This is a genomic window from Kitasatospora sp. NPDC093102, assembly GCF_040683915.1.
Classification (GTDB): Bacteria; Actinomycetota; Actinomycetes; order Streptomycetales; family Streptomycetaceae; genus Kitasatospora.
The window spans coordinates 131,888-156,162 of sequence record NZ_JBFBFA010000013.1 but is presented as its reverse complement, the minus strand read 5'-3'; the positions used below and the strand labels follow the sequence as shown (position 1 = coordinate 156,162).

Below are 24,275 nucleotides of genomic sequence, written 5' to 3'. Positions count from 1 at the left end.
CGTGACGCCACCGCGGTCGGCGTGGTCCGGCGCGTCCTGCGCGCAGCCCGCCCACACTTCTGGAGGTACCCCCATGTCCCGTCGCGACGGCGACGCCCTTCCCCTGACCGCGGCCCAGCGGGAGATCTGGCTCGCCGAGCAGCGCTCCCGGACACCGATCCCCGGCTACCGCGTCGGTGAGTTCCTGGAGATCCACGGGCCGGTCGATCCGGAGCTGTTCGAGACCGCGCTGCGCCGGGTGGTCGACGAGGTCGACGCCCTGCACGTGACCTTCGTCGACGACGGTGACGGCCCGCGCCAGATCCTCCGTGAGACCTGGGACTGGGCACCGACACACCTGGACCTCAGCGGGGAGTCCGCACCCCGTGAGGCGGCCATGGACTGGATGGAGCGGGACCTGATGCGCCCGCTGGACCTCGCGCGTGACCCACTGTTCGGGCACGCGCTGGTCAGGCTGTCGCCGACCGAGTTCCTCTGGTACCTGAACTACCACCACGTGGTGCTGGACGCGATCAGCAGTTCCATGGTCCGGCAACGGGTCGGCGAGGTGTACTCGGCGCTGGCCGAGGGCGGTGCCGTGCCGCCGTGCCCGTTCGGCTCGCTACGGGACCTGGTCGACAGCGACGCCGCCTACCGTTCGTCCGCCGACTTCACCGCCGACCGCTCCTACTGGACCGAGCGCTTCGCCGACCTGCCCGCCCCGACCCGGCTCACCGACAGGTCCGCGACCGACCCGCACCGCGCCCTGCGCCTGGCCGAGGAGCGGGAACTGCGGCACCCGGACGCGCTGCGGGCGGCGGCGGGCAGGACCGGTGTCCGGTGGTCCCGCCTGGTGATCGCGGCGGCGGCGCTCTACGCGCACCGGCTGAGCGGCACGCAGGACGTGGTGCTCGCCCTCCCCGTCACCGCCCGTCGGGGCTCCGACCGCGACCTGATGTCGGTGCCCGGCACGATGTCCAACGTGGTGCCGCTGCGGCTGACCGTGCGACCGGACATGCCATGGCGTGACCTCGTCGCCCAGGTGGCGCGGGAGGTCGAGTCGGCCGTCGCGCACGAGCGCTACCGCAGCGAGGACCTGCTGCGCGACCTCGGCGCGCCCGGCAGCATCGGGACGGCGTTCCCGCTGATCGTCAACATCATGGCCTTCAACGCCAGGCCGACCTTCGCCGGGCACCCCGCCTCGGTGCACCACTTCGTGTCCGGGTCGACCACCGACCTGGCCGTCTGGGTGTTCGACTACCGGGACGGCAACCCCCCGCTCCTGCGACTGCACGGCGCGCCGGAGGCGTACGGCGACGACGACCTCGCCGCGCACCAGCAGCGGCTGCTCGCCCTGCTCGACGCCGTCGCGGCCTGCGACCCGGACGAGGCGGTGGGCCGGATCGACCTGCTCACGGCCGGGGAGCACCACGAGGTGGCGGCCCTCGGCACCGGGCAGGTGGCGGCGGCTCCGGCCACGAGCCTGCCGGAGCTGTTCCGGGAGCACGTCCAGGCGACTCCGGACCTCGTCGCGCTGGTGTGCGGCGACGTCTCGCTGACGTACGCGGAGCTGGACGCGCGGGCGAACCGGCTGGCGCACGCCCTGATCGCGCGAGGGGCGGGGCCGGAGCGGCTGGTGGCGGTGGCGCTGCCGAGGTCGGCCGAGCTGGTGGTGGCGATCCTCGCGGTGCTGAAGACCGGCGCGGCGTACCTCCCGGTCGACCCCGAGTACCCGGCCGGCCGGATCGCCTACCTGCTCGACGACGCCCGGCCGGCCTTGGTGGTGACCGATTCCGGCAGCGCGGACCGTCTGCCCGACGGCGGTCCCGCCGACCTGCTGGTGCTCGACGCCCCGGAGACGGCCGCCCTGGTGGCGGGCTGCCCGGCGACCGACCCGACGGTGGCCGTCGAGCCGAGTCACCCGGCGTACGTCATCTACACCTCCGGCTCCACCGGCCGGCCCAAGGGCGTGCTGCCGACCCACGGCGGCCTGCTCAACCTGCTCACCGACCTCCGGCAGGTGCACCTCCCGCCGGTGGCCGACGAACGGCAGCGGATGCGGATCGCCCTGACCACGTCGGTGTCGTTCGACGCGTCGTGGAACCAGCTGCTCGCCCTGTTCGCGGGGCACGAGCTGCACGTCCTGGACCACGGGACCTGGACCGACCCGGAGGCGTTCGTCGACTACGCCGCACGCAGCGGGCTGGACTTCATCGAGGCCACTCCGTCCTACCTCCAGGTCCTGGTCGCCCACGGGCTGCTGAGCGATCCGCACCGGCGCCCCGCGCTGGTCGCGGCGGGCGGCGAGGCCGTCCCCGAGCAGCTGTGGGAGCGGCTGCGGGCGGCCGAAGGGGTGTCCTGCCGCAACTTCTACGGACCGTCCGAGTGCACCGTCAACTCGGTGGTCGCGTCGATGGCGTCGAGCCCCCGCCCGGTCATCGGCCGGCCGGTGACCAACGCGCGGGTGTACGTGCTCGACGGTGCCCTGCGGCCGCTGCCGGCCGGTGCGTCGGGTGAGCTGTACATCGCCGGTGGAGGTCTGGCGCGCGGCTACCTGAACCGGCCGGGTCTGACCGCCGGGCGGTTCGTGGCGGACCCGTTCGGCCCGGGCGGCACGAGGATGTACCGCACCGGCGACCTGGTGCGCTGGGACGCGGACGGGAACCTGGAGTTCCTCGGGCGTACGGACGACCAGGTCAAGGTGCGCGGCTTCCGGGTGGAACTCGGCGAGATCGAGGCCGTCCTCACCGAGCACCCGGAGGTCGCCCGCGCCACCGTCGTGGTGCGCACCGAGGAGGAACCCCGGCTGGTCGCGTACGCCGTCCCCACCGCAGGGCAGGCCGTCCGACCGGACGCGCTGCGGGCCCGGTTGCGGGAGCGGCTGCCGGAGTACATGGTGCCGTCGGCGTTCGTGGTGCTGGACGCGCTGCCGCTGACCCCGAGCGGCAAGCTCGACCGGCGCGCCCTCCCGGAGCCCGAGCGGCAGCCCGCCGCACCGGGCCGCGCTCCGCGCACCGCGGTCGAGCACCTGCTGGCCGGGCTGTTCGCCGAGGTGCTCGGGGTGTCCGAGCCCGGGCTGGACGACAGCTTCTTCGACCTCGGCGGGCACTCCCTGCTGGCCACCCGGCTGGTAGCCCGGGCGCGCTCGGTGCTGGGCGTGGAGCTGAGGCTGCGCGACCTGTTCGACGCGCCGACGGTGGCGGAACTGGCGGCGGCGGTGGACGTCGCGGGCCGGGCGCGCCCGGCCCTGGGGCGGCACGAGCGGCCCGAGGCCGTCCCACTGTCCTTCGCGCAGCGTCGGCTGTGGTTCCTGCACCGCATGGAGGGCCCGAGCGCCACCTACAACATCCCGCTGACGCTGCGACTCGGCGGAACCCTCGACCAGCGGGCCCTGGAGGCCGCCCTGGCGGACCTGGTCGAGCGGCACGAGAGCCTGCGCACCGTCTTCCCCGTGGCCGACGGCGTCCCGTACCAGCGGGTGCTGGAGGCCGACGAGGCCCGGCCGCGGCTACGGGTGACCGAGGTCGGCGAGCGCGACCTGCCGGACCGGCTGGCGGAGGCGGCCCGGTACGGCTTCGACCTTGCCGCGGAGCCGCCACTGCACGCCGAACTGTTCCGGTCCGCAGCCGAGGAGCACGTGCTGCTGCTCGTGGTGCACCACATCGCCGGTGACGGCTGGTCGACGGGGCCGCTCCTGCGGGACCTGACGACCGCCTACGAGGCCCGCGCCGAGGGCGCGAAGCCGGAGTGGTCGCCACTGCCGGTCCAGTACGCCGACTACGCCCTCTGGCAGCGGGAGCTGCTCGGTGACGGCGCTGACCCGGACAGCCTGCTGAGCGGCCAGCTCGCGTACTGGCGGGAGCAGCTGGCAGACCTCCCCGAGCAGGTGGAGCTGCCCTTCGACCGGCCCCGCCCGGCGGTGATGTCCTACCGGGGCGCCCACCTGGCGATGCGGATCGACCCCGAACTGCACCAGGGCCTGCGCGAACTCGCCCGCGACGGCGGCGCCAGCCTCTTCATGGTGCTCCAGGCCGGTCTGGCCGCCCTGTTGGGCAAGCTCGGCGCCGGCACCGACGTCCCGATCGGCACGCCGATCGCGGGACGCACCGACGAGGCCCTGGACGACCTGGTCGGATTCTTCGTCAACACCCTGGTGCTGCGCACCGACCTGTCCGGCGACCCGTCGTTCACCGAACTGCTGGGCCGGGTGCGCTCCGACGCGCTCGCCGCGTACGCACACCAGGACGTGCCGTTCGAGCACCTCGTGGAGGCGTTGAACCCGACCCGGACGCTGGCGCACCACCCCCTGTTCCAGACCATGCTCGCCCTGCAGAACGCGCCGCTCGGCACGTTCGACCTGCCGGGGCTGCGGGTGGCGACCGATCTGGTCCACACCGGCACGGCCAAGTGCGACCTGACCTTCATCCTGGCCGAACAGCCCGGAGGGGAAGGGCTGTCGGGCGTGGTCGAGTACAGCACCGATCTGTTCGACGAGGCCACCGTGGCGGGGATCGTCGACCGGTGGCTGCGGCTGCTGCGCGCCGTGGCCGCCGACCCCGGCCGACGGATCGGCCGGGTGGACGTGCTCTCCGCCGAGGAGCTCCGCGCGCTGTTCCCGGCTGGTGGCGACCGAGGGGAGGAGGCGCCGGAGAGCAGTCTGACCGCACTCTTCGAACGGCAGGCCCGGACGAACCCGGCCGCCGTCGCCCTCACGGAGGGCGAATCCACCCTGACCTACGGCGAGTTGAACACCCGTGCCAACCGGCTCGCGCACGAGCTCGTCGACCGTGGCGTGGGCCCGGAGCAGCTGGTGGCGCTGGCCCTGCCGCGCTCGGCGGACCTGGTCGTGGCGGTGCTCGCGGTGCTCAAGGCCGGCGCCGCGTACGTGCCGGTGGACCCGGCCTACCCGGCCGCCCGGATCGCGTACCTGCTTCAGGACACCCGGCCGTCGCTGCTGCTGACGACGAGCCGGATCGGTGAGCTGCCGGGTGCGGAGCAGGTGGACCGGCTGCTGCTGGACGCGCTCGACCTGGAGGGACGGCCGGGCACGGACCCGGAGGTCGCGGTCGACCCGGGCCATCCCGCCTACGTCATCCACACCTCCGGCTCCACCGGCAACCCCAAGGGCGTGGTGGTCCCGCACCGGAACGTGGTGCGGCTGTTCGGCACCACCGAGGAGCTGTTCGGCTTCTCCGCTGACGACGTCTGGACCCTCTTCCACTCCTACGCCTTCGACTTCTCGGTGTGGGAACTGTGGGGCGCGCTGCTCCACGGCGGCCGCCTGGTGGTCGTGGACCACGAGACCAGCCGCTCGCCCGGCCGCTTCCTGGAACTGCTCGTCCGCGAGCAGGTGACGGTGCTCAACCAGACACCGTCCGCCTTCTACCAGCTGATGCAGGCGGACGCGGAGGCCCCGGAGACCGGCCGACGGCTCGCCCTGCGCACCGTGGTGTTCGGCGGCGAGGCACTGGAGCACGCCCGGCTGGCGAGCTGGTACGAGCGGCACCCGGAGGACGCGCCGCGGCTGGTCAACATGTACGGCATCACCGAGACCACCGTGCACGTCACGCACGCGGCGCTCGACCGCTCCGGTGGCGCCGCCGGCCGGATCGGCACGGCTCTCCCGGACCTGCGGACGTACGTGCTCGACGACGGCCTGCGGCCGGTGGCCCCGGGCGTGCCCGGCGAGCTGTACGTCGCGGGCCCCGGGCTGGCACGGGGCTACCTGAACCGGCCGGGCCTGACCGCCGGGCGGTTCGTGGCGGACCCGTTCGGACCGCCGGGATCGCGGATGTACCGCAGCGGCGACGTGGTGCGCCGCGCGGCATGGGGGTCCCCCCGGCCGGTGGGGGCACCTCCCAGCCGCCAGGCTGGGGGCGCTGGGGGAGGGAGTCTGCGCTACGTCGGCCGGGCCGACCAGCAGGTGAAGGTGCGCGGTTTCCGGATCGAGCTCGGCGAGATCGAGACGGTGCTGGCCGCGCACCCCGGCATCGCCCAGGTCGCCGTCCTGGCCCGGCAGGACCGAGCCGACGACACCAGGCTGGTCGCCTACCTGGTGCCGGCCGCCGGAGCCGCGCCGCGCCCGGCCGACCTGCGTGGGCACCTGCGCGAGCGGCTGCCGGAGTACATGGTGCCGTCGGCGTTCGTCGTGCTGGACGCGCTGCCGCTGACCGCCAACGGCAAGCTGGACCACCGTGCGCTGCCCGCCCCGGACCTCGCCCCGGTGGCCACCGCCCGCGCGCCGCGCACCCCGCAGGAGCAGGTCCTCTGCGAGCTGTTCGCCGAGGTCCTGGGCGTGGCGTCGGCCGGCGTCGAGGACGGCTTCTTCGACCTGGGCGGGCATTCCCTGCTGGCCACCCGCCTGGCCGCCCGGATCCGCGCGACGCTCGGCGTGGAAATGCCGCTGCGCACCCTGTTCGAGGCGCCGACCCCGGCCGGCCTGGCCGCCGCCCTGGTGGCGGCCGGACCGGCGCAGGCCGCCCTGGCACGGCGCGAGCGCCCCGAGGTGATCCCGCTGTCGTTCGCGCAGCGGCGGCTGTGGTTCCTGCACCAACTGGAGGGAGCCAGCGCGAACTACCACATCTCCCTGGCCTGGCGGCTGTCCGGAGAGCTGGACCGACGGGCCCTGGAGACCGCCGTGGCGGACGTGGTGGCCCGGCACGAGAGCCTGCGCACCGTCTTCCCGGCGGTGGACGGCGTGCCGTACCAGCGGGTGCTGGACGTCGCGGCAGCCCGCCCGCGGCTGCTCGTGAGCCGGACCACCGAGGCAGGGCTGCCGGCCGCCATGGCGGAGGCGAAGGACCGTCCGTTCGACCTGGCGGTCGACGTGCCGCTGCGGGTCGAGCTGTTCGAGCTGGCACCGGACGCGCACGTGTTCCAGCTCGTGCTCCACCACATCGCGGGTGACGGCTGGTCGCTGGGACCGCTCGCGCAGGGCCTGACCGTCGCCTACGCGGCACGCTGCCGCGGTGAGGAGCCGCGGTGGGAGGAACTGCCGGTCCAGTACGCCGACTACACCCTGTGGCAGCACGAACTGCTCGGCGACGCCACCGACCGGGACAGCCTGTTCGCCGGACAGGCGGCCTACTGGACCCGCCAGCTGGCCGGTCTGCCGGAGCGGATCCAACTGCCCACCGACCGGCCCCGCCCGGCGGTCGCCTCGCACCGGGGCGGCTCCGTGCGCGCCGGGCTGGACGCCGAGCTGCACCGCGGTCTGCGCGAGCTCGCCCGCGCGCACGGGACCAGTCTGTTCATGGTGCTCCAGGCCGGGCTGGCGGCGCTGCTGAGCAAGCTCGGCGCGGGCGACGACATCCCGGTCGGCAGCCCGGTCGCGGGCCGGACCGACCAGGCGCAGGACGAGCTGGTCGGCTACTTCGTCAACACCCTGGTGTTCCGTACCGACACCTCGGGCGACCCGACCTTCGCCGAGCTGCTGGGCCGGGTCCGGGACACCGCGCTGGCCGGGTACGCCAACCAGGACCTTCCGTTCGAGTACCTGGTCGAGACCCTGAACCCGTCCCGCTCGCTGTCGCACCACCCGCTGTTCCAGGTCATGCTGGTGCTGCAGAACGCGTCCCGGGCCGACTTCGCGCCGCCCGGGCTGCGCGTCGACGACGTGCCGTCGACGTCGACGACCGCCAAGCTCGACCTGATCTTCACCATGGCCGAGCGGTACGCGCAGGACGGTTCCCCGGAGGGGATCGACGGGTCCGTCGAGTACGCCGGCGACCTGTACGACCCGGCCGCCGTCGAGACGATGGCCGGGCGGTGGGAGCGGCTGCTCCGCGCCGCGGTCGCCGACCCGGGGCGGCGGCTCAGCCGGTTCGGCCTGCTCACGGACGAGGAGCGCGCCGGGCTGACGGCGCTGGGTACCGGCCCGGCGGCCCAGGCCTTCACCGCGAGTCTGCCGGAGCTGTTCCGGGCTCAGGTGCGGGCGAATCCGGACGCCCTCGCGCTGGTGGGCCCGGAAGCGTCGCTGACGTATGCGGAGCTGGACGCGCGGGCGAACCGGCTGGCGCATGCGCTGATCGCGCGAGGGGCGGGGCCGGAGCGGCTGGTGGCGGTGGCGCTGCCGAGGTCGGCCGAGCTGGTGGTGGCGATCCTCGCGGTGCTGAAGACCGGCGCGGCGTACCTCCCGGTCGATCCGGAGTACCCGGCCGCGCGGATCGGGTACATGCTCGACGACGCCCGGCCGGTCCTGGTGGTGACCGACGCCCGCACCCGGGGCCGGCTGCCGGACGGTCCGGCCGGTTGGCTGGTGGCCGACGACCCGGAGACGGCCGGGCTGGTCGCGGGCTGCCCGGCGACCGACCCTGCGGTGGCCATCGATCCGGGCCACCCGGTCTACGTCATCTACACCTCCGGTTCCACCGGCAAGCCCAAGGGCGTGGTGGCGACGCACGGCGGCCTGGTCAACCTGTTCGCCAACCAGTGTCCGCTGATCTTCCGGACCGGGAAGCGGATGCGGATCGGGCTGACCACGTCCGTGTCGTTCGACGCCTCCTGCGACCAGCTGTTCGCCCTGTACGCCGGCCACGAGCTGCACGTCCTGGACGAGGCGACCTGGACCGACCCGGACGCCTACCTCGAGTACGCGGCGCGGGCCGGGCTGGACACTGTCGGCGGAACCCCGTCCTACCTGCAAGTCCTGGTCGACCACGGCCTGTTGGACCACCCGCGGTGGCGTCCTTCGATGGTCGGGCTGGGTGGTGAGGCAGTTCCGGAGCAGCTCTGGGAGCGGTTGCGGGCGGCCGGCGAGGTGTTCTCCCTGAACTACTACGGGCCGGCCGAGTGCACGGTGGACTCGGTCTGCGCGCCGATGGAGTCGAACCCGCGTCCGGTGATCGGCCGGCCGCTCGGGGGCGTCCGACTGCAGGTGCTGGACGCCGCGTTGCAGCCGGTTCCGGTCGGCGTGCCGGGGGAGCTGTACATCGCCGGTGCGGGCCTGGCACGCGGCTACCTGAACCGGCCGGGTCTGACCGCCGGGCGGTTCGTCGCGGACCCGTCCGGGCCGAGCGGGGACGGGCCCCTCGCCCCCAGCCCGGCGGCTGGGCGGTGCCCCCAGCCCGATGGCGGGCAAGGAGGGAGGATGTACCGCACCGGTGACCTGGTGCGGTGGAACCCGGAGGGGGACCTGGAGTTCCTCGGCCGTACCGACGACCAGGTCAAGGTCCGCGGTTTCCGGATCGAACTCGGCGAGATCGAGGCGGCGCTGGCGGAACACCCGCTGGTCGCGCGGGCCGCCGTGATCGTCCGGCAGGACCGGGCGCAGGACCCCCGGCTGGTCGCCTACCCGGTGCCCACCACCGGGGCTGAGCTCCGGCCGGAGGACCTGCGGGCGTACCTGCGCGAGCGGCTGCCGGACTACATGGTGCCGACCGCCTTCGTCTGCCTCGACGCCCTGCCGCTGAACGCCAGCGGCAAGGTGGACCGGCGCGCCCTGCCCGAGCCCGAGTCCACCGCGACGCGGGCCGGCCGGGCACCGCACACTCCCCACGAACAGGTGCTGGCCGGACTGTTCGCCGAGGTGCTGGGCCTGCCCCAGGTCGGTGCCGACGACGACTTCTTCGACCTCGGTGGGCACTCCCTGCTGGCCACCCGGTTGGTGGCCCGGGTCCGTACGACGCTGGGGGTGGAGCTGCCGCTGCACACCCTGTTCCGCAGCCCGACGGTGGCCGGACTGGCCGCGGGGCTGGGCGGCGCGGACCGGGCCCGGCTCGCCCTGGAGCGGGCGGAGCGGCCCATCGGGGCACCCCCGGCCGAAGGCTGGGGGATGGTGCCGCTGTCGTCCGCTCAGCGAAGGCTGTGGTTCCTGCGCCAGCTGGAGGCCGCCGACTCCGTCTACAACATGCCGCTCGCGTGGCGGCTCTCGGGACCACTGGACCTGGCGGCCCTGGAGGCCGCACTGGGCGACCTCGTCGACCGGCACGAAACCCTGCGCACGGTCTTCCCGGCCGCGAACGGTGTGCCCCACCAGCAGGTGCTGGCCACCGGAGAGGCGCGCCCGAGGCTGTCGGTCACCCCGGTCGACGAGCCGGCCCTGGCGGAACTGCTGGCGGGGGCCGCAGCACGCGGATTCGACCTGGCGGCCGAACCGCCGCTGCGCGCCGAGGTGTTCGAGCTCTCGGCAGAGGAGCACGTGCTGCTCCTGGTGATGCACCACATCGCCGGTGACGGCTGGTCGCTGGGCCCGTTGGCGGCCGACCTGGCCACCGCGTACGCGGCACGCCGCCAGGGCGAGGAACCGAAGTGGGCACCGCTGCCCGTGCAGTACGCCGACTACACCCTGTGGCAGAACCGACTGCTCGGCGACGCGGCCGACCCGGACAGCCTGTTCGCCGGTCAGACGGCCTACTGGACCCGGACGCTGGCGGACCTGCCGGAGCAGATCCGGCTCCCCGCCGACCGTCACCGCCCCGCGACCCCTTCCTGCTCCGGCGGCCACCTCGCGATCGAACTGGACGCCGAACTGCACGCCGGACTGGTCCGGCTGGGCCGGGAGCACGGCGCCAGCGTGTACATGGTGCTTCAGGCCGCCCTGGCATCGCTGCTGGACAAGCTCGGCGCGGGCACGGACATCCCGGTCGGCAGCCTGATCGCCGGCCGGACCGACCAGGCGCTGGACGACCTGGTCGGGTTCTTCGTCAACACGCTGGTGCTCCGCACGGACACCAGCGGCGACCCGTCCTTCGCCGAGCTGCTGGTCCGGGTCCGGGAGGGCGCGCTCGGCGCGTACGCGCACCAGGACCTGCCGTTCGAGCACGTCGTCGAGGCCCTCAACCCGTCCCGGTCGCTGGCCCGGCAACCGCTGTTCCAGGTGCTGCTGGCACTGCAGAACGTGCCCCGCACCGAGTTCGCCCTGGACGGTCTGGGCTCCGAGATCCTCCTGGTGCGCACGCCCACCGCGATGTTCGACCTGGGCTTCCACCTGCTGGAACGCGGCGGCACCGGCGGGCCGGCCGAGGGCATCGTCGGGCGGGTCGAGTACAGCACCGACCTGTTCGACCACGCCACGGTGGAGACGCTGGTCGCCCGCTGGCTGAGGCTGCTGGCGGCGGTGGTCGCCGAGCCGGAGCGGCCGTTGAGCCGGATCGACGTCCTCACCACCGAGGAGCGGCACGAGCTGCTGGTCGCCCGCAACGACACCGCGCGCCCGGTTCCCGGGGCCGGCCTGCCCGCCCTGTTCGAGGCACGGGTCCGGGCGACCCCGGACGCCCCGGCGGTGGTGTGCGAGGACACCGAGCTGACCTACCGCGAGCTGAACCGCCGGGCCAACCGCCTGGCCCACGCGCTGATCGCGCGCGGGGTCGGGCCGGAGCAGACCGTCGCCCTGCGGCTGCCGCGCTCGGCCGAGCTGGTGGTCGCCGTCCTCGCGGTGCTCAAGACGGGCGCGGCGTACCTGCCGATCGACCCGGACTACCCGGCCGCCCGCATCGCGTACATGCTGGAGGACGCGCGTCCGGCCGTGGTGCTCGACGACCTCACGGCCGTCACACCGTCCGACGAGCAGCCGGAGCACGACCCGGCCGTCGCCGCGGACCCGCGCCACCCGGCCTACGTCATCTACACCTCCGGCTCCACCGGCCGCCCCAAGGCCGTCGTGATGCCCGCCGCCGGACTGCTGAACCTGCTGGAGTGGCACCACCGGGCCGTCGGCGGCGAACCCGGCACGCGCACCGCGCAGTTCACCGCGATCAGCTTCGACGTCTCGGTGCAGGAGGTGCTCTCCGCGCTGCTGTACGGCAAGACCCTGGTGGTGCCGACCGAGGAGCAGCGCCGCAGTGCCGAGCTGTTCGCCCGCTGGCTGGACCGACACCGGGTGGCCGAGCTGTTCGCACCGAACCTGGTGGTCGAGGCACTCGCCGAGGCCGCCGAGGAGGCCGGGCTGGAGCTGCCGGCCCTCCGACTGGTCGCGCAGGCCGGTGAGGCGATGCGCCTCGGCGGTGCCGTGCGCCGCTTCCAGGCCCGCCGGCCGGGCCGGGTGCTGCACAACCACTACGGGCCCGCGGAAACCCATGTGATCACCGCCTACCCGCTGCCGGCCGACCCGGCGGACTGCCCGCTGCCGGTGCCGATCGGCCGTCCGATCGCCAACTGCCAGGTGTACGTGCTGGATTCGGCACTGCGACCGGTCGCCCCCGGTGTGCTGGGCGAGCTGTACCTGGCCGGGGCGGGGCTCGCCCGCGGCTACCTGAACCGGCCCGGTCTGACCGCCGGGCGCTTCGTCGCGAACCCGTACGGTCCGGCGGGCGCGAGGATGTACCGCACCGGCGACCTGGTCCGCTGGCGCGCTTGGGGGTCCCCCCGGCCGGTGGGGGCACCTCCCAGCCGCCAGGCTGGGGGCGCTGGGGGAGGGGAGCTGGAGTTCGCCGGCCGGGTCGACCACCAGGTGAAGGTGCGCGGATTCCGGGTCGAGCCGGGAGAGATCGAGGCCGAGCTGACCGCGCACCCGGGCGTCGCCCAGGTCGCGGTGCTCGCCCGGGAGGACCGGATCGTCGCGTACGTCGTCCCCCCGGCCGGGGCCGGGGCGACCGCGGCGGAGCTGGCGGCGTACCTGCGCGACCGGGTGCCGGAGTATCTGGTGCCGTCGGCGTTCGTGCTGCTCGACGCACTGCCGCTGACGCCGAACGGGAAACTGGACCGGGCGGCGCTGCCCGTGCCCGAGGCCACGGCCAGGGAGACGGGTCGGGCGCCGCGCACGCCGCAGGAGCAGATCCTGTGCGAGCTGTTCGCCGAGGTGCTGGGCCGGCCGCAGGTCGGGGTCGAGGACGACTTCTTCGACCTCGGCGGGCACTCCCTGCTCGCCACCCGGCTGGTCTCGCGGGTCAGGGCGACCCTCGGGGTCGAGCTGGAGCTGCGCAGCCTGTTCCGGGCCCCGACAGCCGCCGGACTGGCGGCCGCCCTGCACGACGCCGGCACCGCGCGGCAGGCCCTGGTGCCCCGGCCCCGCCGCGAGCCGATGCCGCTGTCGTTCGCCCAGCGCAGGCTCTGGTTCCTCCAGCAGTTCGGGGCACCGAGCGCCACCTACCACATGCCGCTCGCCCTGCGGCTGACCGGCGAACTCGACCGGGCCGCGCTGAGCGCCGCGCTCGCGGACGTGGTGGCCCGGCACGAGACCCTGCGCACGGTCTTCCCGCACACCGACGGAGTGCCGTACCAGCGGGTGCTGGACACCACCGAGGTCGCCGTCCCGCTGACCGTACGCGCGGCCGGCGAGGCGGAGGTGCCCGCCCTGCTGCGCGAGGCGGCGGTGCGTGGCTTCGACCTGACCTCGGAAGTGCCGCTGCGGGCGGAGCTGTTCGCGGTCGCGCCGGACGAGCACGTGCTGCTGCTGGTGATGCATCACATCGTCGGGGACGGCTGGTCCATGGGCCCGCTGGCCCGTGACCTGGCCACCGCCTACACCACCCGGCAGGGTGGCGGGGCGCCGGCCTGGCCGCCGCTGCCGGTGACGTACGGTGACTACACCCTGTGGCAGCACGAGATCCTGGGCGACGAGCACGACGCCGACAGCCTGTTCGCCCGCCAGGTCGCCTACTGGACGGAGGCGCTGGCCGGTCTGCCCGAGCAGTTGCAGCTGCCTGCCGACCGGCCACGCCCGGCCACCATGTCGTACCGCGGCGACCTGCTGGAACTCCGGATCGACGCCGAACTGCACACGGCACTGGTGCAGTTGGCGCGGCGCTCGGGTGCGAGTCTGTTCATGGTGCTGCAGGCGGCGCTGGCGGCGCTGTACACGCGGCTGGGCGCGGGCACGGACATCGCGATCGGGAGTCCGATCGCGGGGCGTACCGACGAGGCGCTGGACGACCTGGTCGGGTTCTTCATCAACACGCTGGTGCTGCGCACCGACACGAGCGGTGATCCGAGCTTCGCCGAGCTGTTGGGCCGGGTACGGGAGACGGCGCTGTCGGCGTACGCGCACCAGGACGTGCCGTTCGAGCACCTGGTGGAGGTGCTGAACCCGTCCCGCTCGCTGTCGCACCACCCGCTGTACCAGACCGGGCTGGTCGTGCAGAACGCACCCGGCGGTGACTTCGAGCTGCCGGGTCTCCAGGTCTCCGGGGTGACCGTGCTCACCGGGACCGCGCGGCTCGACCTGACCTTCGGGTTCGCGGAGGAGCACGGGCCCGACGGCGCGCCGGCCGGGCTGAGCGGTGCGGTCGAGTACAGCACCGACCTGTTCGACCGCTCGACGGTCGAGGCCCTGGTAGCACGGTGGACCAGGCTGCTGGCCGCGGTCGCCGCCGCGCCCGACCAGCCGATCGGCGGGATCGACCTGCTGTCCGCCGAGGAACGCTGCGAGTTGCTGCCCGCCGTCGAGGGCGGGGCGGCCGGAGTGAGCCTGCCAGAACTGTTCGCGGCGCAGGTGGCGGCGACGCCGGACGCGGTCGCGTTGGTGTGCGGCGATGCCGCATTGACGTACGGGCAGTTGAACGCTCGGGCGAACCGGTTCGCGCATGCGTTGATCGCGCGGGGTGTGGGTCCGGAGCAGCTGGTGGCGGTGGCGTTGCCGCGCTCGGTGGAGTCGGTGGTGGCGGTCCTCGGTGTGCTGAAGGCCGGGGCGGCGTACCTGCCGGTGGACCCGGCGTACCCCCAGGCGCGGATCGCGTTCATGCTGGCCGACGCCCGTCCTTCGGTGGTGGTCGACGACCCGGCGACGGTGGGCGACGGGGACTGGCCGGACACGGATCCCGTGGTGGCGCTGGACGTCCGGCACCCGGCCTACGTGATCTACACCTCGGGCTCGACCGGCCGCCCCAAGGGCGTCGTGGTGAGCCACGGCGGCGTGTCGGGCCTGGTGGGAGCGCAGATCGAGCGGCTCGGCGTGGTGCCGGGCAGCCGGGTGCTCCAGTTCGCCTCGCCCAGCTTCGACGCGTCGTTCTGGGACCTGTGCAGCGCCCTGCTCAGCGGCGCCGCCCTCGTCCTGGCCCCGGCTGACGCCCCGCTGGCGGCGCTGACGGACCACCGGCTCGGCGTCACCCATGTGACCCTGCCGCCCTCGGCCCTGGCGGCACTGGACAGTGCCGACGTCACGGCCACCACCCTGGTGGTGGCGGGCGAGGCCTGCCCGCCGGAGCTGGTGGAACGCTGGGCGCCCGGGCGGCGGATGATCAACGCGTACGGTCCGACCGAGACCACGGTCTGCGCGACCATGAGCGACCCGCTGTCCCCGGGCTCCGGCGTGCCGCCGATCGGCCGTGCGGTCGCGGGCTTCCGGGTGTACGTGCTGGACGACCGGCTGCGCATCGTACCGCCGGGGGTGGCGGGGGAGCTCTACGTCGCCGGCCCGGGCCTGGCCCGCGGGTACCTCGACCAGTCGGGACTCACCGCCGGACGCTTCGTCGCCTGCCCGTTCGGGCCGGAGGGCGCCCGGATGTACCGCACCGGCGACCTGGTGCGACGCCGGACCGACGGCGAGTTGGAGTACGTCGGCCGCGCCGACCAGCAGGTGAAGGTCCGCGGTTTCCGCATCGAACTCGGCGAGATCGAGGCGGCCCTGGCCGGGCACCCCGCCGTCGCCCAGTCCGCCGTCCTCGCCCGGGACGACCGGCTCGTCGCCTACGTGACGGCGCGTCCCGGCGCGACCTCCCCCAGCCTACGGCCGGGGGGACCCCCAAGTCCGGCGGAGCTGGCGGCGCACCTGCGCGAGCGACTGCCGGACTACCTGGTGCCGTCGGCGTTCGTGCTGCTGGCGGCGTTGCCGCTGACGCCGAACGGGAAGCTGGACCGGGCTGCGCTGCCCGCGCCCGAGTCCGCGGCCACGGCGGCGGGCCGGGCGCCGCGCACGCCGCAGGAGCAGATCCTGTGCGAGCTGTTCGCCGAGGTGCTGGGCCTCGCCCGGGTCGGGGTCGACGACGACTTCTTCGACCTCGGCGGGCACTCCCTGCTCGCCACCCGGCTGGCCGCTCGGGTGCGCTCGGTGCTCGGCGTGGAGCTGGGGCTGCGCGCGCTGTTCCAGGCACCCACGGTGGCGGGTCTGGCCGGGGCGCTGGCGGAGGCCGGCAGTTCCCGCCCGATGCTGACCGCACGGGAGCGGCCGGAGGCCGTGCCGCTGTCCTTCGCGCAGCGCCGGCTCTGGTTCCTGCACCGCATGGACGGTGCGGCCGCGACCTACCACATCCCCCTGGCGCTCCAGCTGACCGGGACGCTCGACCGGGCGGCGCTGGACGCGGCGCTGGCCGACGTGGTGGCCCGGCACGAGAGCCTGCGGACGGTGTTCCCGGAGATGGACGGCGTCCCGTGTCAGCGTGTCCTGGATCCGGCCGAGGCCCGGCCCAGGGCCCGGCTGACCACGGTGTCCCAGGCCGAACTGCACGAGCGGCTCGCCGAGTCCGCCCGACAGCCCTTCGACCTGGCGGCGGAACCACCGCTGCGGGCGGAGCTGTTCGCGGTCGCGCCGGACGAGCACGTGCTGCTGCTGGTGATGCACCACATCGCCGGTGACGGGTGGTCCACCGGTCCGCTGGCCCGCGACCTCGCCGGGGCGTACGCGGCCCGGAGCGAGCACCGTGCGCCGGGTTGGTCGGATCTGCCGGTGCAGTACGCCGACTACGCGCTCTGGCAGCGCGACCTGCTCGGCGACGCCGCCGACCCCCAGAGCCGGTTCGCCGAGCAGCTCGACTACTGGAAGCAGCAGCTGTCCGACCTTCCCGAGCTGATCCAGCTGCCCGCCGACCGGCCGCGGCCGGCCGTCGCCGGCTGGCGCGGGGATCACGTCGGCCTGGAGCTCGGCCCCGGCCTGCATGCCGCTCTGACCGAGCTGGCGCGGCGTACCGGCACCAGTCTGTTCATGGTGCTGCAAGCGGCTCTGGCGGCGCTGTACACGCGGCTGGGTGCGGGCACGGACATCGCGATCGGGAGTCCGATCGCGGGGCGTACCGACGAGGCGCTGGACGACCTGGTCGGGTTCTTCGTGAACACGCTGGTGCTGCGGACGGACACGAGCGGCGATCCGGGCTTCGCGCAGCTGCTGGGGCGGGTGCGGGAGACGGCGCTGTCGGCGTACGCGCACCAGGACGTGCCGTTCGAGCACCTGGTGGAGGTGCTGAACCCGTCCCGCTCGCTGTCGCACCACCCGCTGTTCCAGACCATCCTGGCCGTGCAGAACGCCCCGATGGGCCGGTTCTCACTGCCCGGCCTGGACGTTGCCACCTACGCGGTGGCCACCGGAACCGCCAAGTTCGACCTCGGGGTGAGCCTCGTCGAGCAGTTCGGGCCGGACGGGAAACCGGCCGGGATCGTCGGAGCGGTCGAGTACGCCACGGACCTGTTCGACCGCTCGACGGTCGCGGCCCTCGCCCGGCGCTGGACGCTCCTGCTGGAGGCCGTCACCGCCGATCCGGAGCAGCCGATCGGCGGGATCGACCTCCTCGACGGCGAGGAGCGGCACCGGCTGCTGGAGCGGGGCAACGAGACCGTGCGCGAGGTGGGCGCCGTCCCGGTGCCGCAGGCCTTCGCCGCACAGGTGGCGGCGACGCCGGACGCGGTTGCGCTGGTGTGCGGCGATGCGGAGTTGACGTACCGCGAGTTGAACGCTCGGGCGAACCGGTTCGCGCATGCGTTGATCGCGCGGGGTGTGGGTCCGGAGCAGCTGGTGGCGGTGGCCTTGCCGCGCTCGGTGGAGTCGGTGGTGGCGGTCCTCGGTGTGCTGAAGGCCGGGGCGGCGTACCTGCCGGTGGACCCGGCATACCCCCAGGCGCGGATCGCGTTCATGCTCGACGACGCCCGTCCTTCGGTGGTGGTCGACGACCCGGCGACGGTGGGTGACGGGGACTGGCCGGACACGGATCCCGTGGTGGCGCTGGACGTCAGGCACCCGGCCTACGTGATCTACACCTCGGGCTCGACCGGCCGCCCCAAGGGCGTCGTGGTCGCCCACGGTGGCGTCGCCAGCCTGGTCGCCGCCCAGATCGAGCGGTTCGCGATCGACCCCGGCAGCCGGGTGCTCCAGTTCGCCTCGCCCAGCTTCGACGCCTCGGTGTCGGAGATCTACACCGCCCTGCTGCGCGGCGCGGCCCTGGTGCTGCCCCCGGCGGCGGACCCGGTCGCCGCGCTGACCGACCCCGGCCTCGACGTCACCCACGTGACCGTGCCTCCATCCGTCCTCGCCGCCGTGCCGGAAGGCTCGGTGACCGTGTCGACGCTGGTCGTGGCCGGCGAGGCCTGCCCGCCGGAGCTGGTGGACCGCTGGGCACCGGGCCGACGGATGATCAACGCGTACGGCCCGACCGAGACCACGGTCTGCGCGACCATGAGCGACCCGCTGTCCCCGGGGGCGGGCGTGCCACCGATCGGCCGGCCGATCGCCAACGCCCGGGTGTACGTGCTGGACGACCGGCTGCGGCCGGTGCCGCCCGGCGTGCCCGGCGAGCTGTACGTCGCGGGCGCGGGCCTGGCCCGCGGCTATCTGAACCGGCCGGGTCTGACGGCCGGACGGTTCGTCGCCTGCCCGTTCGACCCTTCGGGCGCCAGGATGTACCGCACCGGTGACCTGGTCCGCTGGCGCGGCGACTGGCAGCTGGAGTACGTCGGCCGCGCCGACGACCAGGTGAAGGTCCGCGGCTTCCGGGTGGAGCCCGGCGAGGTCGAGGCGGCGCTGGCCGAGCATCCCGCCGTCGCCCGGGCCGCCGTCCTGGCCAAGGACGACCGGCTCGTCGGCTACGTCGTCCCGCGCCAGGACGAGGCTCGGGACAGCGGCCTGGAGGCGGACCACGTGGGGGAGTGGCAGGACATCTACGACGCCCTGCCCATCGCTCCCGAGGAAGCCGCCTTCGGTCAGAACTTCGTCGGCTGGAACAGCAGTTACGACGCGAGCCCGATCCCCGTCGAGCAGATGCGGGAGTGGCGGGACGCCACCGTGGCGCGCATCCTGGCGCTGCGCCCCCGCCGGGTGCTGGAGGTCGGCGTCGGGACCGGTCTGCTGCTCTCGCAGATCGTTCCGCACTGCGAGACGTACTGGGCGACCGACTTCTCCGCCACCGCGATCGACGCGCTGGCCGCCCAGGTGGCCGGGCAGCGGGACCTGGCCGGGCGGGTGGTGCTGCAGACCCGCCCGGCGCACGACACCGAGGGGCTCCCCGCCGGGGAGTTCGACACCATCGTGATCAACTCGGTGGTGCAGTACTTCCCGTCCGCCGAGTACCTCGCCGACGTGATCGGGAAGCTGATGGGGCTGCTCGCCCCCGGCGGCGCCCTGTTCGTCGGCGACGTCCGCAATCTGCGGCTGCTGCGCCCGCTGGCCACCGCCGTCCAACTCCACCGGGCCGGCGAAGACGCCGACCTCGCAGCGGTGCGCCGTGCCGTGGAGCAGGCCCTCCGGGTGGAGAAGGAGCTCCTGGTCGACCCGGACTTCTTCACCGTCCTGCGGGAGCAGGGCACGGAGATCGGCGCGGTGGCCGTGGAGGTCAAGAGCGGCCGCCACCACAACGAGCTGACCCGCTACCGCTACGACGTGACGCTGCACAAGCCGCCGGTCACCCCGGCTGCCCCGGACCGGTCCGTCGAGCTGGAGTGGGGACGGCAGGTCGCCGGGCCGGCCGAGCTGTGCGAACTGCTCACCCGGTCGCCCGTCGACGTGCTGCGTCTCACCGGGGTGCCGAACCGCCGGGTGGTGCGGGAGGCCGCCCTGGCCCGGGCGGTGCAGAACGGGGACGGTTCGCCGGCCGAGCTGCTGGAACGGCTGCACGCCCCGGAGGACGGTGACCTCCCCGACCCGGAGGACTTCCACGCCCTCGGGTCGGAGTTCGGCCGCTCGGTGGCCGTCACCTGGTCGGCGACCGAGGCCGACGCCGTGGACGTCGTCTTCGCCGAGCCGCAGGCGCTCCACGGCTCCCCGGTCGAGGCGTACCAGTCGGCCGGGACCAACGGCAGGCCGCTGTCCTCGCTGACCAACCGTCCGACCGGCGGCCGGGGCACCGGCGCCCTCCTCGGCGAACTCCGCGACTGGCTGCGGGGCCGGCTGCCCGACTACCTGGTCCCGTCGGCGTTCGTGGCGCTGGAGGCGCTGCCGTTGACGGCCAACGGCAAGCTCGACCGCCGTGCGCTGCCCGCCCCCGACCTCGGCCCGGTCGCGGCCGGGCGGGCGCCGCGCACCCCACAGGAGCAGCTCCTCGCGGAGTTGTTCGCCGAGGTGCTCGGCCTGGCGCAGGTCGGTGTCGAGGACAGCTTCTTCGACCTGGGCGGACACTCCCTGCTGGCGACCCGGCTGGCCTCCCGGGTCCGGGCGACCCTCGGTGCGGAGCTGGAGGTCCGGACGCTGTTCGAGACCCCGACCGTGGCCGGACTGGCGGCCCGCCTGGACGGCTCCGGAACGGCGCGGCCCGCGCTGACCGCCCAGGCCCGCCCCGACCGGGTGCCGCTGTCCTTCGCCCAGCGCCGCCTGTGGTTCCTGCACCGGATGGACGGGCCGAGCGCCACCTACAACATGCCGCTCGCGCTGAGCCTCACCGGTGAACTGGACCGCTCGGCCCTGCACGCCGCACTCGCGGACGTGGTCGCCCGGCACGAAAGCCTGCGGACGGTCTTCCGCGAGACGGACGGCGTGCCCTACCAGGTCGTGCTGAGCGCCGACCGGGCACACCCGGCGCTGCCGATGGTCGAACTCGACGAGAGCCGGCTGGCCGATCGCCTGGCGGAGACGGCCCGACGCGGCTTCGACCTGGCCGCGGAGCCGCCCGTCCGGGCGGAGCTGTACGTGCTCGCCCCGGACCGGCACGTGCTGTTGGTCGTGGTGCACCACATCGCCGCCGACGGCTGGTCGATGGGCCCGCTCTCCGGTGACCTGGCCGCGGCCTACGCGGCCCGCTGCCGGGGCGAGGAACCGCAGTGGTCCCCGCTGCCGGTGCAGTACGCCGACTACAGCGCTTGGCAACGCGACCTGCTCGGCGACGCCGCCGACCCGGACAGCCTGTTCGCCCGGCAACTGGCCTACTGGAAGGAGGAGCTGGCCGGCATCCCGCAGCAGGTGCAGCTGCCCGCCGACCGGCCCCGGCCGCCGGTGGCCTCCCAGCGGGGCGACCGGGTCGTGGTCCGACTGGACGCCGAACTGCACCAGGCGCTGCGGGACCTGGCCGCCGCGCGCGGCGCCAGCATGTTCATGGTGCTCCAGGCCGGACTTGCGGCCCTGCTCACCCGGCTCGGAGCCGGTACGGACATCCCGGTCGGCAGTCCGATCGCCGGCCGTACCGACCAGGCGCTGGACGAGCTCGTCGGCTTCTTCGTCAACACCCTGGTGCTGCGCACCGACACCGGCGGCGACCCCGGCTTCGCCGAACTGCTCGGCCGGGTCCGGCAGAAGGCGCTCACCGCGTACGACCACCAGGACGTGCCGTTCGAGTACCTGGTCGAGGTGGTCAACCCGGCACGGTCGCTGGCCCACCACCCGCTGTTCCAGATCATGCTGGCCCTGCAGAACGCACCGCTCGGCGAGTTCGCGCTGCCGGGGCTGGAGACCGGCCACCTGGAGGCGCCGACCGGGACCGCACGGGTCGACCTGACCTTCAGCCTGGCCGAGCAGTTCCGCCCGGCCGGTCCCCCCGGGCCCGGCGGCCCGGGAGGTGCCCCCGTCCCCGACGGCCTGGTCGGCGCGGTGGAGTACGCCACCGACCTGTTCGACGCGCGCACCGTGGAGCTGCTCTTCGAGCGCTGGGCCCGCCTGCTGCGCGCGGCGGTCGCCGACCCCGACCGGCCGATCAGCCGGATCGACATCATGCCCGTCGAGGAACGCCGCCGACTGCTCGCCGGGTCCAGCGGTGCCGCGGCCGAGCTGCCCGGGGCCGCGGTGCCGGAGCTGTTCGCCCGCCAGGTGCGGGCCACCCCGGAGGCGGTCGCGGTCGTGGCGGGCGGCACCGAGCTGACCTACGCGGAGCTCGACCTGCGGGCCGACCGCCTGGCGCGGGCGCTGATCCGCCAGGGCGTACGGCCGGAGACGCCGGTCGCGGTCATGCTGGACCGCTCGGCCGAGCTGGTCGTGGCGATCCTGGCGATCATCAAGGCCGGCGGCGCCTACGTGCCGCTGGACTCGCGCTTCCCCTCCTCCCGGATCGAACTGATCCTGCGGGAGAGCGGGGCCGCCCTGGTGCTCACTCGGGAGGTGCTCACGGCCCTGGTGCAGTCCGAGGCCGACGATCCGTCCAGCGTCGAAGTCGTCTGCGGCCCTGAGCAGTTGGCGTACATCATGTACACCTCCGGCTCGACCGGCCGGCCGAAGGGCGTTGCCGTCACCCACCGTGACGTGGTGGGCCTCGCGCTCACGCCCGAATGGCGGGGCGGTGGACACGAGCGGGTGCTGATGCACTCGCCGACCGCCTTCGACCTCTCCACCTACGAGCTGTGGGTGCCGCTGCTCAACGGCGGCCGGGTCGTGGTCGCACCGCCCGAGCAGCTCGACCTCGACCTGCTCCAGCACACGCTCGCCGCGAACGGGGTGACCGGACTGTGGCTCACGGCCGGACTGTTCCGCCTGGTTGCCGAGGAGCGTCCGGGCCTGCTCGCCGGGGTGCGCGAGGTGTGGACCGGCGGCGACGTGGTCTCCCCGGCCGCCGTCGCCCGGGTGCAGGAGGCTTGCCCCGGCATCGGGGTGGTCAACGGCTACGGGCCCACCGAGGCCACCACCCTGGCCACCTGCCACCCGGTGGGCACCCTCCCCGAACACGCCGCGACCGTGCCGATCGGTCGGCCGATGGCGAACATGAGCGCCTACGTGCTCGACGACAGGCTGCGCCCGATGCCGACCGGCATGGTCGGCGAGCTCTACCTCGCGGGGACGGGTGTGGCCCGAGGCTACCTCGGCCGGCCCGGCCTGACGGCGGAGCGCTTCACCGCCGACCCGTACGGGCCGCCCGGGAGCCGGATGTACCGCACCGGCGACCTCGCCTCGTGGCGGACCGACGGGACGCTGGACTTCGCCGGACGCGCCGACCACCAGGTCAAGCTGCGCGGCCTGCGGATCGAGCCCGGAGAGATCGAGGCGATCCTGGCGGGCTGCCCGGGTGTCGCCCAGGCGGCCGTCGTCGCCCGGGAGGACCGGCCGGGCGACAAGCGGCTGGTCGCCTACCTGGTGCCCGTTCCGGGGAGCGCGCCCGAGGCGGGCGAGCTGTCCGGCCGGCTGCGCCGCGACCTGCCCGACTACATGGTGCCGGCGGCGTTCGTCACCGTGGACGCGCTGCCGCTGACCGCCAACGGCAAGCTCGACCGGGCCGCCCTGCCCGCCCCCGAGTACGGGGCTTCGGACGCCGGGCGCGGACCCCGGACGCCGCAGGAGCAGCTGCTGTGCGGCCTCTTCGCCGAGGTCCTCGGCCGGGAGCAGGTGAGCATCGACGACAACTTCTTCGACCTGGGCGGGCACTCGCTGCTGGCTGCCCGCCTCGCCTCCCGGGTTCGCGAGACCCTCGGTCTGGAGCTGGGACTGCGCATGCTGTTCGAGGCGCCGACCGTGGCAGGTCTCACCGAGCGCCTGGTCATGGACAATCCCGCCGACGCGTTGGACGTGGTGCTGCCGCTGCGTTCGACCGGGACCGGCACTCCGCTGTTCTGCATCCACCCCGGCGGCGGCATCAGCTGGTCGTACAGCGGACTGCTGAACCACCTCGGCCCGCAGCACCCGGTCTACGCCATCCAGGCACGCGGCCTCGGCCGGCCCGAACCCCTGCCGACCTCCTACGAGGAGATGGCGGCCGACTACGCCGACCAGATCCAGAAGATCCAGCCGGAGGGCCCGTACCTGCTGCTCGGCTGGTCCGCCGGCGGGCTGATCGCCCACGCGCTCGCCTGCGAGCTGCAGTCGCGCGGTGAACGGACCGCACTGCTGGCGATCCTCGACGCGTACCCGGTGAAGGACGTGCAGTTCGAGGTGGCCCCGGTGCCCACCGTGCGGGACGTGCTCGTCGGCGTGCTCGACGTCGACCCGGCGGAGCTGGGCGACAAGGTGGTGACCTACGCCGAGGTCGCCGAGGTCCTGAACCGGCGGGGCAGCGCGCTGCAGGGCCTGACCGAGCGGCAGATCGAGGTCATCGTCCAGATCATGATCAACAACGCGAAGCTGGCGGTCGACTTCGTCCCCGGCAGGTTCGAAGGAGACCTGCTGCTGTTCAACTCCACGATCGACCGGGCCGAGGACAACGCCAAGCCCGAGATCTGGAGCCCGTACGTCGTCGGCCGGATCGAATCCCACGAGATCACCACCCGGCACGACCGGATGACCCAAGCCGGCTCACTGGCCCAGATCGGACCGGTCCTGGCCGCCAGGATCACCGAGGCCACCGGCGACACCACCCATTCCCACCAGGAGGACTGAT

The 24,275-nt window shown here is 74.1% G+C and carries 1 protein-coding gene; it reads left to right on the top strand.

Going from position 1 to position 24,275, the window contains the following annotated elements; translation table 11 throughout:
• The first annotated feature begins 73 nt into the window (after nt 1-73).
• Entirely contained in the window at nt 74-24,274 is a 24,201-nt protein-coding gene (locus AB0O11_RS19785) for a non-ribosomal peptide synthase/polyketide synthase (protein ID WP_363388348.1), read from the top strand.
• Nucleotide 24,275 lies beyond the last annotated feature (1 nt).

Bases quoted from the DNA above. Each gene is read 5' to 3' on its own strand.
- AB0O11_RS19785 (WP_363388348.1), top strand. From the start codon at position 74: ATGTCCCGTCGCGACGGCGACGCCCTTCCCCTGACCGCGGCCCAGCGG.